The sequence below is a fragment of the Polaromonas sp. genome, from assembly GCF_012927455.1.
In the GTDB taxonomy this organism is placed as follows: Bacteria; Pseudomonadota; Gammaproteobacteria; order Burkholderiales; family Burkholderiaceae_C; genus Polaromonas.
Genome location: NZ_JABBPE010000022.1, coordinates 59,558 through 74,218 on the forward strand (window position 1 = coordinate 59,558; position 14,661 = coordinate 74,218).

A 14,661-nucleotide genomic window follows, 5' to 3' on the forward strand; every position below is an offset into this window, starting at 1 on the left:
TGGATTTAAGTAACTAACAAACTAACAAAAAAAGAAAAGCGAAAGAAATCAGATTGACAAAACTCTAGTGATGATCGTGGGCCTGCCCCACATACACCAAGGTCAACATCATGAAAATGAAGGCCTGCAAGGCGACGATCAAAATATGGAAGATGGCCCACACGGTACCTGCGAGGATCTGGCCTATCGGCAACAAAATGCCTGACAGCGACATGGCCGCTGCGCCGCCCATCAGCGCGATCAGCATGAACACCAGTTCACCCGCGTACATATTGCCGAACAGCCGCATGCCGTGCGACACGGTTTTCGCCGCGAACTCGATCATCTGCATGAGGAAGTTAATGGGCCACAAGATCGGATGATTGCCAAATGGTGCCGTGAACAATTCGTGGATCCAGCCGCCCGCGCCCTTGATCTTGATGTTGTAGGCGACGCAAACCAGCAGCACCGACATCGACAGACCCAAAGTAGTGGACAGATCGGCGGTGGGCACCACGCGCATGTAGGCATGATGCGGATCGCCACCGGTGGCCTCGACGATCATTTCCCAGATTTTCGGCAACAAATCGACCGGAAGAAAGTCCATCGCATTCATCAGGAAAATCCAGATGAAGACCGTCAGCGCCATGGGTGCGATCACCTTGCGGCTTTGCGCGTTCTTGATGATGCCCCTGGCCTGGGTGTCAACCATTTCAACGAGGATTTCGACGGCAGCCTGAAAGCGCCCCGGCACACCGGCAGTTGCAGCGCGCGCTGCCTTCCAGAGAAAAAAGCTGCCGACGACACCGAGCACTACTGCCCACAAGATGGAGTCGAGGTTGTACACAGAAAAATCAATCACACCGCTCATCGGCTTGTTCTGCCAATGGACCAGGTGGTGACCAATGTATTCCCCGGCGGTAGGTCCGTTTTCAGCAGCCATCTGTCTACTCGTCTCGTTAAGTTTGATGCGTCGTGGGGCGCTTGGGCTTGAACCAGAGCGCACCCCAAGACACTTTCATTGTCACTATCAGACCCACCAACATGGCAGGCCAGCTCAAATTTTCAACCAACCGCGGCGCCGCGAACAACATCGCCACCGTCAGGCCAATCTTGACCATTTCCCACAAAAAAAATCCAGCCACCGCAGCGCCCGGATTCATCGAAGATACCTTGCCGGTGATACCGCGCGCCAACACGGCGCCTGGCACCACCACCGCCAGCGCGCCATACAGGGCGGACCAGCCAACACTTAACTTTGCGGTCAAGCCCCAGGCCGCACACGCCACCAGAACCCCGACCAACAACTGCCATGCCAACACGCGCCACGGGGAAAGCGAAGGATTAGCGGAACGGAGCTTTTGGGCTTCATCACGCGTCAGAGGCTTGAACCCCTCATCCTTGACCTCATCTACATAAGCGCCGTAGCGCTCCTCCCGAACTTTCGGGGCGTCCACCGAATTTGTAATTTTAGACATGACAAATTACGACAGGGTTACAAGGGCGACTATCAGCAAAGCCCTTGATTATACGTAGAAACCCGAGAACGCTAATAAAACATTCGGGTTAGTTCCGCACGAGCGCGATGCAAGCATGCTGACAGCCACTGGCAAGGGCTAGTCCACAATGCGGCATTGCTGGATCCGGCTGCGACGCCACTCCTTATCGATGAAAGACCTGCCATGAACGCCCTGATGAAATTCCTGCATATCGCCGCGGCCATTGTCTGGCTCGGTGGCATCGTCTTCATGCTGTTTGCGCTGCGGCCGGCAGCGGCCCAACTGGCCCCGCCGCAACGCTTGCCGTTGATCGAGCAGGTGCTGGGAAATTTCTTCAAACGGGTCTGGGAGTGCATCGCCATCCTGCTGGTAAGCGGGCTGTTCATGCTGCTGACGGTTGGCATGAAAAACGCGCCGCTCGGCTGGCATGTGATGCTGGCCGTCGGCCTGCTGATGTTCGCGCTGTTCGGCCATCTCTACTTCGGCCCGTTTCGGCGTTTGAAGCTGGCCGTCGCGGCGGCCGACTGGCCCGAAGGCGGGCGCCGCGTTGCGCAGATTGCCACGCTGGCGCAGATCAATCTGGGGCTGGGCGCGCTCGCCATCGGCGCCGTTGTTTTTCGCGTTTGATGCACGGCTTGATACGCCAGCCCATGCAGCACGGCCGCAAGCAGCGATGTGTTTTATAGCTAACCGCGCTGCCGAATCGACATGAGCAAACCCCCGAGAACGCCAGCGCGCGGCAATCGCTTTAAAAACGCACTGCCCAGCGCTGAAACGCTGGCCGCGCATCCCTGGCTCAAGCCAGTGGCGCACCGGCTGGGCGATCCCCAGCTGTGGCGGCTGCAGCACGAAGCCGTGGCACGCGGCGTTGCCATCGGCATCTTCTGGGCCTTTGCCACCCCGTTTGCGCAGTTTTTGATCGCGGCAGCGCACAGCGTCTGGTGGCGCGCCAACATCCCGGTGGCAGCGGGCGTGACGTTGATCACCAACCCCTTCACACTGGGTTTTTGGCTCTGGCTGGCCTACCAGCTGGGCAGCTTGCTGCTAAACGCGCCGCCGCCGGTTGCAGTGGCCGAAGGCGCGGGCAAGCTGGCCTGGCTGGCGTCTTTTGGCGCGCCTGCCATACTGGGCATGGGCATTTTTGCGGTCGCCGGCTCGGCGCTTGGCTACCTCAGCGTCAAACTCGCCTGGCGCCTGCGCATCTGGTTTAAACGCCGCCATCGGTAGAAAATGGTCGCGTTGCCAAGCCAGCCAGGTGCGCCCAGCGCCCTCGATTGAGCCGACCATCTTCCATCTTCCATCTTCCATCTTCCATCTTCCATCTTCCATCTTCCATCTTCCATCTTCCACCCATCATCACCATGACCACTTCCGCCACCCTGCCCGACACGCCCTGCTACCTCAACGGCGAATTTACCGCGCTCAAGGACGCCAAGATCAGCGTGATGGACCGCGGCTTCATTTTTGGCGATGGCGTGTACGAGGTGGTGCCGGCCTACGCCGGTCAGTTGTTCCGCTTTGCGCAGCACATGGCCAGGCTTGATCGCAGCCTCGCCGAGCTGCGCATCAAGAATCCGTTGACGCACCTCGAATGGCGCCAGCTTGCTCTTAAATTAATAGCTGCTTACGCCCAATCGACAGGCGCTGATGCCGAAAAACTCGATCAGCTGATCTACATCCAGGTGACCCGCGGCGTCGCCCTGCGCGACCATGCCATGCCGCCTGACCTGACGCCCACGGTGTTCGTGATGAGCAGCGCCATGAAGCTGCCGAGCGCGCAGCAGCGCGAGCACGGCGTGGCCTGCGTCTCTGCCTCCGACTTCCGCTGGCAAAAAGCCCACATCAAGAGCACCAGCTTGCTGGGCGCGGTGTTCTCGCGCCAGATCAGCTTTGATGCTGGCGCGCTGGAGACCGTCATGTTCCGCGGCGACTATTTGAGCGAAGCCGCCGCCAGCAATGTCTGGGTCATCAAAAACGGCGTAGTCATGGGCCCGCCCAAGGACCAGCTGGTCCTCGAAGGCATACGCTACGGGCTGATTGAAGAAATCTGCCGCGCTGCCAACATCGGTTTCGAGCTGCGCCGCATCACGCGGGCCGACGTGCTGGCGGCCGACGAGCTGCTGCTGTCATCGGCCACCAAGGAAGTGCTGCCCGTCACCCTGCTGGACGGCCAGCCGGTTGGAAACGGCCAGCCCGGCCCCATTTACGCCAAGCTTTACAGCGCCTACCAGCAGGCAAAACAAGCGCCATCCACATGACCCAACCTCCAAAAAGTATCCCTGAAAATACCCCAGCGCTGCCGACCGAGCCGTCACGCCAAGAGTCGCTGATCGACTACCCGTCACTGTTTCCCATCAAGGTGATGGGCGTCAAGGTCGACGGCCTGGTCGCCGCCATCACCGCCGTGGCGCATCAGTTCGACCCCGCCTTTGACGCATCCACCATCGAGCTGCGCGAAAGCAAGGGCGGCAAATACCTGGGCATCACCATCACCGTCATGGCCACCTCCAGAGAGCAGCTCGACGCGCTTTACCACGCGCTGTCCAGGCACCCCATGGTCAAAGTGGTGCTGTAAGCCTGACTCCGTCGATGCAGACCGTAATACGCCAGCTCGGCCGGGTGGACTACCTGCCCACCTACGCTGCCATGCAGGCTTTCACGGCCGCGCGAAACCCCACCAATACAGATGATGAAACGCTGCAGCCCAATCAGGACGAGCGCGACGAGCTATGGATTTGTGAGCATCTACCGATCTACACACAGGGGCTGGCGGGCAAAAGTGATCATGTGCTGAACCCTGGCAACATCCCGGTGGTGCAAACCGACCGGGGCGGCCAGGTGACTTACCACGGGCCCGGCCAAGTGGTGGCTTACCCGCTGATCGACCTCAAGCGCGCCGGCTATTTCGTCAAGGAATATGTCTATCGCATCGAAGAGGCCGTCATCAAAACCCTGGCGCATTTCGGCGTGACCGGCCACCGCGTCAGCGGCGCGCCCGGCATTTATGTGCGGCTGGACGACCCGTTTGCACACGCTGCCCTGAGCGGCCCGGCCCATCCCGGCGACCGGTTTCGCGGACTCGGCAAAATCGCCGCGCTGGGCATCAAGGTGAGCCGCCACTGCACTTACCACGGCGTCGCGCTCAACGTGGCGATGGACCTGGAACCCTTCACGCGCATCAACCCGTGTGGCTATGCCGGGCTGCAGACCACAGACCTTTCTACAATCGGGGTATCGGCAAGCTGGCAGGAGGCAGCAGATGTGCTGGGCCAAAAGCTCGGCACTTATCTGGCGGCCTGAACTGCTGAAAACGAAACACCCCATGAGTAACCCAGAAGCCACCCCTCACGCCCCTGCGGCCAATCCCGTCGTTCGCGAAGCCCAAAGCCTGGCGGACTACAACCCGCTGGCCAAGCAGAAGGCGGCGGCCAAGCTGTCGCGCATTCCGGTCAAGGTAGTGCAAGGCGAGGTGCTGAAAAAGCCCGACTGGATTCGCGTCAAGGCCGGCAGCCCGAGCACTCGCTTCTATGAGATCAAGGACGTGCTGCGGCAAAACAAGCTGGTCACGGTGTGCGAAGAAGCCAGCTGCCCCAACATTGGCGAATGCTTTGGCAAGGGCACGGCGACCTTCATGATCATGGGCGACAAGTGCACGCGGCGCTGCCCGTTTTGCGATGTCGGCCACGGCCGTCCCGACCCGCTGGACGCGAACGAACCCGAGAACCTGGCCAGAACGATTGCCGCGCTCAAGCTCAAGTACGTGGTGATCACCAGCGTTGACCGCGACGATTTGCGTGATGGCGGGGCTCAGCATTTCGTTGACTGCATCCGCCAGATTCGGGCGCTGTCGCCGGCCACGCAAATCGAGGTGCTGGTGCCCGACTTCCGCGGCCGCGACGAGCGCGCGCTTGAGATTTTGAAAGCTGCGCCGCCCGACGTGATGAACCACAACCTGGAAACCGCGCCGCGCCTGTACAAGGAAGCGCGCCCCGGCTCTGACTACCAGTTCAGCCTGAATCTGCTGAAGAAATTCAAGGCGCTGCACCCCAACATTCCGACCAAGAGCGGCATCATGGTGGGCCTGGGCGAAACTGACGAAGAAATCCTGCAGGTGATGCAGGACATGCGCGATCACGGCATCAACATGCTGACGATTGGCCAATACCTGGCGCCCTCAACTTCGCACCTGCCGGTGCGCCGCTATGTGCACCCGGACACCTTCAAGATGTTTGAGGAAAAGGCCTACGCCATGGGCTTTTCGCACGCCGCCGTCGGCGCCATGGTGCGCTCCAGCTACCACGCCGACCAGCAGGCCGGCCATGTGCTGGCGGGCGCGCCCAAAGCCTGAACCACCCGCCTGCGGTTTTTGCTATGTTTTTAATAGCTGCTTGCGCCCGTATTACCTGGGCTAGAGGCCTTTTTTACCGTTTTTATGCCTAATTTTGCCTTGCTCAATGGCCTTTGGTTCGACCCGCGTTCGCTTGAGCACTTGAGCGATGCGGGCACCTGGGCGCGCGGCCTGTCGCTGTACCGCAGCCAGAAGGTGCTGAGCCTGGAGATCGAACCGCTGCGAAACGCCTGGCTGCTGCTGGGCGAGGTGCAAGGCAGTCTGCGCCAGCCCTACGAGGTGTCGATAGAAATGGCGCTACTGCCCGACGGCCAGGTCGATGTCTGGGACAGCGACTGCAGCTGCCCGGTCGGGCTGCAATGCAAACACGGCGTGGCGCTGATGCTGAAGGCCGCCTACCACGGCCTGCAGCTGCTCGGCCAGGAGCTGGCGCCCGGCGCCACCCACACCCCCTCCACCCCGCCCAGCCCCGAAAAACTCGAAGCAGCGCGCCAGGCGGCGCAGGCACGCGCCCAGGAAATCGCCCGACTGGAAGCCGAAGCCCAGCTGCTGCAATGGTTTAGCGACCTGGACCGCGCCAGCGGCCTGGCGCCAGCCTCGGTGCACACGGCGCGCGGACAGGCCAGGCCCGAACAATATTTATACCTGCTGACGGTGGTGGGCAGCCACGGCCCGCGGCCACAGCTTCAGCTCGAAGCCGTGGTGTCCTACCCCAAGGTCACGGGCGGCTGGGCCAAGCCCAAGGCCATACGCACGCCGCCGCACGCCGGGCAGCCGGTCTATGACCAGGCCAGCGAGGCCGACCGGCAGGTGCTGCAGCTGATGCGCGCCATGCCCAACGGCAACAGCTTTTACTCCGCCTACAGCGTCACCCCGCGCGTGGTGCCGGCCGGGCAGGTTGGCCTGATGGCGCTGCAGCAGGCGGCCAGCACCGGGCGGCTGTTTCTGGACGCGGGCGGCAGCCCGGGCGCCGTCATCGCATGGGGGCCGCCGCAAGAGCTGGACTGGCATTGGGCAGAAGTGCCCGGCCCGCACAGCAGCGAGGCGGGCTGGGCCCTGCGCGCCCGGCTGGCCGGCAATGGCGGTAGCAGCAGCGGTGCGCAACTGTGCCTGAACAGCCCGCCGTTCTACCTGGACGCCGCGCATGGCCTGTGCGGCCCGGTCCACGCGGCTGACGTGCCCGAAGCACAGCTCGACATCCTGCTCAAGGCACCGCCGCTGAAGGCCTCGGCCCTGCAAAAACACCAGGTCGATCTGATGCGGCGCCTTGGCCAGCTGCCGCTGCCTCCAGTGCTGCAAAGCCTGAGCCGGCTCGATGGCATCGCGCCGACCGCCTGCCTGCACCTAGCGCCCACGCCGCCCGAGCTGGTACCGTTCAAGGGGCTGATCCAGGCGCAACTGCGCTTTGACTACCAGGGCCATCGCGGCTGGTGGGCCGGCCAGGGGCTGGCAGTGCTGGTGGACCAACCTGCGGGCCGGGTGCTGCTGCAGCGCGACGCTGAGGCCGAACTGGGCGCCATCACGCGCCTGATGGACCTGGGACTCACCGCCACCACCGACGGCGGCATGTTCGGCATCCCGGCCGACGGGCCGCAGCAGGACTGGCTGCACTGGGCCGACAACGGTTTTTCCGTGCTGCGCGAAGCCGGTTTCACGCTGACGCTGGACGACGCCCTGAACGGCTGGATCACGCATGGTCAGTCGCTGGCCGTGCAGTTGCAGGCGCAGGGCGATGACGAAGCGACTTCGCCCTGGTTTGATCTGTCGCTGGGCATGGAAATCAACGGGGAGCGCCACAACATCCTGCCCTGGCTGCCCGAGCTGATTGCTGCCGCTGCCGCCAGCCCGCGCGACCCGGCCACCGGCCAGCCCGACATTGCGCCCTTTGTCTATTTGCGCGAGCCAAAAGGCCAGGGCTTCATCCGCCTGCCGACCGACGCGCTCAAGCCCTGGATGGCTGCGCTGCTGGAGCTGGTGGGCGACCGGGCCCATGATTTTTCGGGCGGCAGCCTGAAGCTGTCGCGCCTTGATGCGCTGCGCACCGGCGCCGCCCTGGGGGAAGGGGCGCAATGGGCGGGCGCGCAGGTCTTGCGCGAACTGGTGCAGCAGCTCACCGGCCAGCAACAGTTGCCCGAGGTGCGCGTGCCCACCGCCCTGCAGGCCAGCCTGCGCCCCTACCAGCAGCAAGGCCTGAACTGGTTGCAGTTCTTGCGTCAGCACGGCCTGAGCGGCATTTTGGCCGACGACATGGGCCTGGGCAAAACGCTGCAGACGCTGGCCCATGTGCTGGTCGAAAAAGAAGCCGGCCGGCTGACGCATCCGGCGCTCATCGTCGCGCCCGTCAGCCTGATGGGCAACTGGCGCCGCGAGGCCGAGCGCTTCACGCCCGGCTTGCGCACGCTGGTGCTGCACGGCAAGGAGCGCCACGAGTCAGCCGGGGAAATGAGCACGCACGACCTGGTGATCGCGCCCTACTCGCTGCTGCAGCGCGACCGCGAACGCTGGCTGCAGCAGCCCTGGCACCTGGTGGTGCTGGACGAAGCGCAAAACATCAAGAACGCCAGCACCCATGCCGCGCAGGTGGTGGGCGAGCTGCAAACCCGGCATCGTTTGTGCCTGTCGGGCACGCCGATGGAAAACCACCTGGGCGAGCTGTGGAGCCTGTTTCATTTCCTGATGCCGGGCTTTCTGGGCAGCCAGGCGCGCTTTAAGCAACTGTTTCGCAACCCGATTGAAAAGAACGGCGACGCCGAGCGGCTGGACCAGCTGCGCCGCCGCATCACGCCCTTCATGCTGCGCCGAACCAAGCGCGCGGTGGCGACCGAGCTGCCCGACAAGATCGAGACCATCTCCAGCGTCGAGCTCAGCGGCAAACAGGCCGACCTGTACGAAACGATACGCCTGAGCACGGAAAAAGCGGTGCGCGACGCGCTGGCCAACAAGGGGCTGGCGAAGTCGCAAATCCAGATTCTGGACGCGCTGCTCAAGCTGCGCCAGGTCTGCTGCGACCCGCGCCTGCTGGCGCTGGCTTCGGCCAGGAAGATCAAGCAATCGGCCAAGCTGGAGCACCTGATGACGCTGCTGCCCGAGATGCTGGCCGAGGGCCGGCGCGTGCTGCTGTTCTCATCGTTCACCAGCATGCTGGCCTTGATTGAAGACGAGCTGAAAGCGCGCGGCATCGCCTGGGTCAAGCTCACCGGCCAGTCGCAAAAGCGCGACGAGATCATCGGGCGCTTCACTTCGGGCGCAGTGCCGCTGTTTCTCATCAGCCTGAAAGCCGGTGGCGTCGGCCTGAACCTGCCGCAGGCCGACACGGTGATTCATTACGACCCCTGGTGGAACCCGGCAGCAGAAAACCAGGCGACCGACCGCGCCCACCGCATCGGGCAAAAAAACCAGGTTTTCGTTTACAAGCTGGTTGCGCAAGGCACGATTGAAGAGCGCATCTTGGCGCTGCAAGAACGCAAGGCCGCACTGGCCGAAAGCATGTACAGCGGCTCGCTGGCGCGCAAGCAGCCGCAGTTTACCGAGAGCGATGTGGCGGAGTTGCTGAAGCCGCTGGGCTAGCCGTCGTGTTGCTGAAGATCCATTGAGCATTCCCAACGGAGACAAGCATGGCGAATCCAGCGCTTTTTCAGTTCAACCTTCCGAAGTCGGGTCGCCCCAGCGAAATCACGATCGCACAACCCTGGTATCCAGGCATTCAAAAGTACTGGCCAACCTGCACCACCAAGCGTTTGGTCGATCCCATATTTGGCATCGTGGCAGTGGTCATTCACGCCACAGCCGGTGCGTCTTCTGAAGGCGCCATTTCGGTCATGAAGAAGCCCGCAGATGCAGCGTCATTTCACTGGCGGGTTCCCGACGAGGACGAAGCGCAACACGGCCACCTGGTTTGGGCCTGCGTGCCGGAAGCACTGGCGGCCTGGCATGTGCGCAATGCCGTCGCACACGCTGACGTTAACAAGGGTGCAAAAAAGGTCAACCACTGGTCCTTGGGCATAGAGGTCGTGAACGCTCAGAAGGACGATCCATTTTCTTCGTGGCAGCTTGAAGCAGCGGCACGAATCGTTCGCTACTGCTGGGCAAAATACCCTCGGCTCGTGCACGTTATCTCTCATGCCAAGCTCGATCCAGGCAGAAGGAGCGATCCGGGCGAGAATTTTGACTGGCTGCGATTCAGGGACCTGGTGCTCCATGGTGCAGACGAGGCCATGCCGGCGCTTGTGGCTGCGGCCACCCCGGCCGCAAAGATAAAGACCAGGGCTGCAGCCGGATGCTGTGACGGCTAATCCGCCAGCGCAATGTCGCCTGAAAAAGCGTCATCACCGTCTGTCTGTCGCCAAAGAACAAAGTGCATCGGTCGGAGCATCCGTTGGTCCGACCCCCCGCCACCTTAACGCAAACCACTGCAAGCCCCCATGCACCAAGCCTCCGCACAACGCCGCGACCACGACCCTTTATTCATCTCCAGCAGGGCGGACTGCAAATCACGGGCCTGCCCGGTGACGCCAGGGCGGCAAAGTTAGCCGGTAGCCATGCCAGCCAATCTTTACGCCTTAGGTGCCATCGCGCTGTGGGCCACGCTGGCCGCGCTCGGCGTGTCGCTGCGCCATATTCCGCCGTTTTTGCTGACCGGCATCGGGTTGCTGACCGGCAGTCTGCTGGCGCTGCCTTTTGTGCTCAGAGACCAACGGGCCTGGAAAATACCGGCGACGACGCTGGCGCTGGGCGTGTACGGCCTGTTTGGTTTTCACTTGCTGCTTTTCATCGCGCTGCGCCATGCACCGCCGGTAGAGGCCAATCTGGTCAACTACCTGTGGCCGCTGTTCATGGTGGTGCTGGCGCCGCTGTTGCTGGTGGGCGTGCGGCTGCGTGGCATGCATGTGGTGGCGGCGCTGTTAGGCTTTGCCGGCGCGGCCGTCGCCATTTTGGGGGCCAGCCAAAGCGCAGCGGGCCAGGGCGGCTGGTCCTGGGGCTACCTGCCTGCCCTGGGCTCGGCGCTGATCTGGGCCAGCTATTCGCTGCTGAGCCAGCGCGTTGCGGCCTTTCCGACCGCCGCGATCGGCCTTTTCAGTTTGGTTTCGGGCTTGTTGTCGCTTTTATGCCACTGGGCGTTGGAGCCGTCGGTGTTGCTGTCAAGCCACGACTGGCTGCTGTTAACGCTGATGGGATTGGGCCCGCTAGGCGCTGCGTTTTTCCTGTGGGACAAGGCCCTCAAAGGTGGTGATGCGCGGCAGATCGGCATCCTGAGCTACCTCACGCCGCTTGGCTCGACGGCGCTGTTGTTGCTGGTGAGCGGACGCGCGCTGAGCTGGAGTATTGGCCTGGCCGCGCTGATGATCATGGGCGCGGCCGTGCTGGGCACGCGTGCGCGCTAACGAACAGACGGGCCAACAGCTCCACCCAATAATGCGGGACTCTGCGTCGGATGATTTGTCAGAAAAATGAACTTTTTCGCCAAAATTCTGCGGTTTGCACCAGAATCAATACAGGCTGAAAAGGGATTATCTTGACATTCGGACACTCCCGCGAAATGGCAGTTCTGCTGCTGAAAAAAATCACGCCTCGACATGGGGGCAGGTGGCTGCTGCTGATCGGCCTGCTGGTGCTGCTGGTGCTTGCCGGGCGCCTGGTCAGCAACGAGGTGCGTACGTCCGAGCGGCAGGCGCGTTACCTGGCTGAACTCGGTCGTGAGCTGACCTTCAAGCCCGAACCCGGGCCGAGTCCGGCGATTCGTTTCCCGCACTCGGGCCCCTACGACGAACGGCTGGGCTACAGCCAGCTTCCGGCCTTTACCCAACGCCTGACCAAGCAGGATTTTCTGATTACCCAACAAGCCCGCATTTCGCCGCGGCTTGCCGCGCTCGACGACAAAGGGCTCTCACTGGCTTACCGGGAAAAGACACAGGCCGGCCTTGACTTGCTCGACTGCAACCGGCAACCGCTGTACGCCGAGCGTTATCCGGAACGCAGCTATGCGGATTTCGCGTCGCTGCCGCGCTTGCTGGTGGATGCCCTGCTGTTTATCGAGGACCGTGAGCTGCTGACCACGCGCTACCCGATGCACAACCCGGCGCTGGACTGGAGCCGTTTTGGCCGGGCCTTGTCCGACCAGGTGATCCATGTGGTTGACAAATCGCACCCGGCACCCGGCGCCAGCACGCTGGCCACGCAGATCGAAAAATACCGCCACTCGCCAGGCGGGCGTACCTCCTCGCCCCAGGACAAGCTGCGGCAGATGGCTTCGGCCTCGGTGCGGGTCTACCTGGACGGCGAGAACACGCTGCCGGCGCGTCAAAAGATCCTGTTGGACTATCTCAACACCGTCCCGCTGGCAGCCAAGCCCGGCTTTGGCGAGATCCATGGCATGGGCGACGGTCTGTGGGCCTGGTACGGTCGCGATTTTGACGAGGTCAATCAGCTGCTTGATAGCAACGCCAGCGAGGCGGCCGACGACCCGCTGCGCCGCCGCGCCGAGGCCTTCAAACAGGCGCTGTCGCTGCTGATCGCGCAGCGCCGGCCGTCGCACTACCTGCGAGAGGGCGCCGCCGACCTGGCGCAGTTGACCGACAGTCACCTGAGGGCGCTGGCCGCCGCCGGCGTGATACCGGCTGCGCTGCGCGATGCGGCCTTGCCGGTCAAGCTCGCCCTGCAGCAGGCAACCGAGAACGGCCCGCCTATTTCGTTTGTCACGCGCAAGGCCGTCACAGCACTGCGCGGCCAGCTTTCAGGCTTGCTGCAGGTCAACAATCTTTACGATCTGGACCGTCTCGATCTGAGCGCCAGCAGCACCCTCAATGGCGACATGCAACGCGCCGCGACGTCGGCGTTGCGCCAGCTCAAAAAACCGGCCGATGCCAAGGCGGCGGAACTGTACGGGCGCAACATGCTCAGCAGCGGCGATGACCCGAGCAAGCTGATTTTCAGCTTCACGCTGTTCGAGCAGCGCGGCGGCGCCAATTTGCTGCGCGTGCAGACCGACAACTTCGACCAGCCTTTCGACATCAACGAGGGCGCACGGCTCAACCTGGGCTCCACCGCCAAACTGCGCACGCTGATCACCTACCTCGAAATCATTGCCGAGCTGCACCAGCGCTACGCCAGCCTGCCGCCCAAGGAACTGGCGCGGCTGCCGGTGGACAAGGAGAACGTCCTGAGCGTCTGGGCGCTAGCTTACCTGGCGCAGGCTCAGGACCGGGGCTTGCCGGCGATGCTGGAGGCCGCGATGGAGCGGCGCTACTCGGGCAGTCCGGGGGAAGGCTTTGCCACCGGCGGCGGCGTGCAGACCTTCTCGAATTTCGATGCCAGCGAAAACTCCCGGGTGATCACGGTGCGTGAAGGCTTGCAGCAATCGGTCAACCTGGTGTTTGTGCGGCTGATGCGCGATGTGGTGCGGCACTACAAATTCAAACTGGCCGGCGGCGGCGTTGACGCGCTGGAGTCAGAAGAAGGACCGCGCCGGCAACAGCTGCTGTCCCGCTTTGCCGACAAGGAAGGGCGCAATTTCATGGTGCGCTTCTACAAGAAATACCATGGCAAATCGCCCGAGCAAGCGCAGCAGCTGTTGCTGGGCAAGCGGCTCCCGGTGCCGGCACGGCTGGCCACGGTGTTTCGCAGCATCGCGCCGCAGGCCGACCTGGCGCAGTTCTCGGCCTTCATGCGCCAGCGATTTCATGAGGACGAGCTGTCGGACGCCAAGCTGGCCGCGCTTTATGCACAGTACGGGCCCGACAAATTTTCTCTGGCCGACCGCGGCTACATCGCTGGCGTTCATCCGCTGGAATTGTGGTTGCTCGGCTTTCTGCGCCAGCAGCCTGCCGCTACCTTGACGCAGACGCTGGCTGCCAGCGTAGATGCGCGCCAGGAGGTCTACGCCTGGTTATTCAAGACGCGCAACAAGAACAAGCAGGACAAACGCATCCGGCAAATGACGGAAGAAGAAGCTTTTGTAGAGATTGGCCGCGCCTGGCGCCGCCTTGGTTACCCTTTCGAATCGCTCACGCCTTCTTATGGCAGCGCGCTCGGTTCCTCGGGCGACCGCCCCGCCGCGCTAGCGGAGTTGATGGGGATCGTGGTGAACAAAGGCATGCGGCTGCCGCTCAGGAAATTGCAAAGCCTGGATTTTGCGCAGGGCACGCCTTATGAAACGCATTTTGAAAACAACGCCCTGGCCGGCGAGCGTTTGCTACCGGTAGCGATCGCCGACCTGGTGCGCCGTTCCCTGGTGGACGTGGTGGAAAACGGCACGGCCAGACGCCTCAAGGGCGGTTTGCGGCCAACCAATGGCAAGCCAATAGAGGTGGGCGGCAAGACCGGCACCGGCGACCACCGCTTTGAAACCTATGGGCCGGGCGGCAGACTGCTGTCCACGCGCATTGTGAGCCGCTCCGCCACCTTTGTGTTCTTGATGGGAGACCGCTTTTTCGGCACCATGACGGCCTATGTGCCAGAGCCCTATGCGGCCAGGTACAAGTTCACCAGCGCGATTTCGGTGCAACTGCTGAAATCGCTGACGCCTACGCTGATTCCCATGATGGACGCAGCCGGCAGCGACAATAAGCTGGCCTGCCGGCGCTGAGCCTGGCAGCGTTTAAACCGCCCCGCCCGCCCCCGCATTGGTCAATAGCGGTTGGGATTGTTCGGGCGGCGGTCATCGCGGTTGCGTACCCCATCGCCATCCCTGTCGCCATGGCCACGGGCTGCGCCGGGGTAATGATCGGGCCGACCGCTGTCATACGGAACGGGATACGCCACGCAGCCTGACAGTGCGCTCAAACTGGTCAGCATCAGCACCAGTACGGCGAGTTTTTTCATGGATTTCTCCTTTGAACA

General features: G+C 62.6%; 13 protein-coding genes. 10 read left to right on the forward strand and 3 right to left on the reverse strand.

What is annotated here, in order from left to right; translation table 11 throughout:
* Window positions 1–64: 64 nt before the first annotated feature.
* Both atpB and HHJ18_RS20720 read right to left on the reverse strand, forming a co-directional pair.
* Entirely contained in the window at window positions 65–922 is an 858-nt protein-coding gene (gene atpB, locus HHJ18_RS20715; protein ID WP_296918410.1) for a F0F1 ATP synthase subunit A, read from the reverse strand.
* Window positions 923–938: 16 nt separating this feature from the next.
* Window positions 939–1,457 carry an ATP synthase subunit I gene (locus HHJ18_RS20720; RefSeq protein WP_296918413.1) on the reverse strand — a complete coding sequence of 173 codons (519 nt, stop codon included), beginning with the start codon at window positions 1,455–1,457 and terminating at the stop codon, window positions 939–941.
* A 204-nt stretch (window positions 1,458–1,661) separates the two neighbouring features.
* Between HHJ18_RS20720 and HHJ18_RS20725 the strand changes: the two genes are divergently transcribed.
* The 10 genes from HHJ18_RS20725 (at window position 1,662) to HHJ18_RS20770 (ending at window position 14,407) form a co-directional block, all read left to right on the forward strand.
* Entirely contained in the window at window positions 1,662–2,105 is a 444-nt protein-coding gene (locus HHJ18_RS20725; RefSeq protein WP_296918415.1) for a CopD family protein, read from the forward strand.
* Between the two features lie 81 nt (window positions 2,106–2,186).
* The gene (locus HHJ18_RS20730; protein ID WP_296918417.1) at window positions 2,187–2,705 is read left to right on the forward strand and encodes a DUF2062 domain-containing protein; all 519 of its coding nucleotides are present in this window, start codon (window positions 2,187–2,189) and stop codon (window positions 2,703–2,705) included.
* 134 nt (window positions 2,706–2,839) lie between these two features.
* Window positions 2,840–3,736 carry a D-amino acid aminotransferase gene (locus tag HHJ18_RS20735; protein ID WP_296918419.1) on the forward strand — a complete coding sequence of 299 codons (897 nt, stop codon included), beginning with the start codon at window positions 2,840–2,842 and terminating at the stop codon, window positions 3,734–3,736.
* Window positions 3,733–4,053 (forward strand): DUF493 family protein, encoded by a 321-nt coding sequence (locus HHJ18_RS20740; RefSeq protein WP_296918421.1) that lies wholly within the window; start codon window positions 3,733–3,735, stop codon window positions 4,051–4,053. Before HHJ18_RS20735 ends, HHJ18_RS20740 begins: the two co-directional genes overlap by 4 nt.
* A 14-nt stretch (window positions 4,054–4,067) precedes the next feature.
* Window positions 4,068–4,778: a lipoyl(octanoyl) transferase LipB gene (gene lipB, locus HHJ18_RS20745; RefSeq protein ID WP_296918422.1), complete on the forward strand. Its 711-nt coding sequence runs from the start codon at window positions 4,068–4,070 to the stop codon at window positions 4,776–4,778.
* A gap of 22 nt (window positions 4,779–4,800) precedes the next feature.
* Complete coding sequence (gene lipA / locus HHJ18_RS20750; RefSeq protein WP_296918424.1) at window positions 4,801–5,826, forward strand: lipoyl synthase; 1,026 nt, start codon at window positions 4,801–4,803, stop codon at window positions 5,824–5,826.
* Window positions 5,827–5,910: 84 nt separating this feature from the next.
* The gene (locus HHJ18_RS20755) at window positions 5,911–9,393 is read left to right on the forward strand and encodes a DEAD/DEAH box helicase (protein ID WP_296918426.1); all 3,483 of its coding nucleotides are present in this window, start codon (window positions 5,911–5,913) and stop codon (window positions 9,391–9,393) included.
* 47 nt (window positions 9,394–9,440) lie between these two features.
* Entirely contained in the window at window positions 9,441–10,118 is a 678-nt protein-coding gene (locus HHJ18_RS20760; protein WP_296918428.1) for an N-acetylmuramoyl-L-alanine amidase, read from the forward strand.
* 246 nt (window positions 10,119–10,364) lie between these two features.
* Entirely contained in the window at window positions 10,365–11,207 is an 843-nt protein-coding gene (locus tag HHJ18_RS20765) for a DMT family transporter (protein ID WP_296918430.1), read from the forward strand.
* Window positions 11,208–11,362: 155 nt separating this feature from the next.
* A complete protein-coding gene (locus HHJ18_RS20770; RefSeq protein WP_296918432.1) occupies window positions 11,363–14,407 on the forward strand; it encodes a transglycosylase domain-containing protein in 3,045 nt (1,014 codons plus the stop codon).
* Between the two features lie 41 nt (window positions 14,408–14,448).
* Here HHJ18_RS20770 and HHJ18_RS20775 read toward each other — a convergent pair whose 3' ends face one another.
* Complete coding sequence (locus tag HHJ18_RS20775; RefSeq protein ID WP_296918434.1) at window positions 14,449–14,643, reverse strand: hypothetical protein; 195 nt, start codon at window positions 14,641–14,643, stop codon at window positions 14,449–14,451.
* Between the last annotated feature and the right edge of the window lie 18 nt (window positions 14,644–14,661).

What these genes read in the sequence shown, in the direction of transcription:
- atpB (WP_296918410.1), bottom strand. Translation starts at nt 922, where the DNA reads ATGGCTGCTGAAAACGGACCTACCGCCGGGGAATACATTGGTCACCAC.
- HHJ18_RS20720 (WP_296918413.1), bottom strand. Translation starts at nt 1,457, where the DNA reads ATGTCTAAAATTACAAATTCGGTGGACGCCCCGAAAGTTCGGGAGGAG.
- HHJ18_RS20725 (WP_296918415.1), top strand. Translation starts at nt 1,662, where the DNA reads ATGAACGCCCTGATGAAATTCCTGCATATCGCCGCGGCCATTGTCTGG.
- HHJ18_RS20730 (WP_296918417.1), top strand. Translation starts at nt 2,187, where the DNA reads ATGAGCAAACCCCCGAGAACGCCAGCGCGCGGCAATCGCTTTAAAAAC.
- HHJ18_RS20735 (WP_296918419.1), top strand. Translation starts at nt 2,840, where the DNA reads ATGACCACTTCCGCCACCCTGCCCGACACGCCCTGCTACCTCAACGGC.
- HHJ18_RS20740 (WP_296918421.1), top strand. Translation starts at nt 3,733, where the DNA reads ATGACCCAACCTCCAAAAAGTATCCCTGAAAATACCCCAGCGCTGCCG.
- lipB (WP_296918422.1), top strand. Translation starts at nt 4,068, where the DNA reads ATGCAGACCGTAATACGCCAGCTCGGCCGGGTGGACTACCTGCCCACC.
- lipA (WP_296918424.1), top strand. Translation starts at nt 4,801, where the DNA reads ATGAGTAACCCAGAAGCCACCCCTCACGCCCCTGCGGCCAATCCCGTC.
- HHJ18_RS20755 (WP_296918426.1), top strand. Translation starts at nt 5,911, where the DNA reads ATGCCTAATTTTGCCTTGCTCAATGGCCTTTGGTTCGACCCGCGTTCG.
- HHJ18_RS20760 (WP_296918428.1), top strand. Translation starts at nt 9,441, where the DNA reads ATGGCGAATCCAGCGCTTTTTCAGTTCAACCTTCCGAAGTCGGGTCGC.
- HHJ18_RS20765 (WP_296918430.1), top strand. Translation starts at nt 10,365, where the DNA reads ATGCCAGCCAATCTTTACGCCTTAGGTGCCATCGCGCTGTGGGCCACG.
- HHJ18_RS20770 (WP_296918432.1), top strand. Translation starts at nt 11,363, where the DNA reads ATGGCAGTTCTGCTGCTGAAAAAAATCACGCCTCGACATGGGGGCAGG.
- HHJ18_RS20775 (WP_296918434.1), bottom strand. Translation starts at nt 14,643, where the DNA reads ATGAAAAAACTCGCCGTACTGGTGCTGATGCTGACCAGTTTGAGCGCA.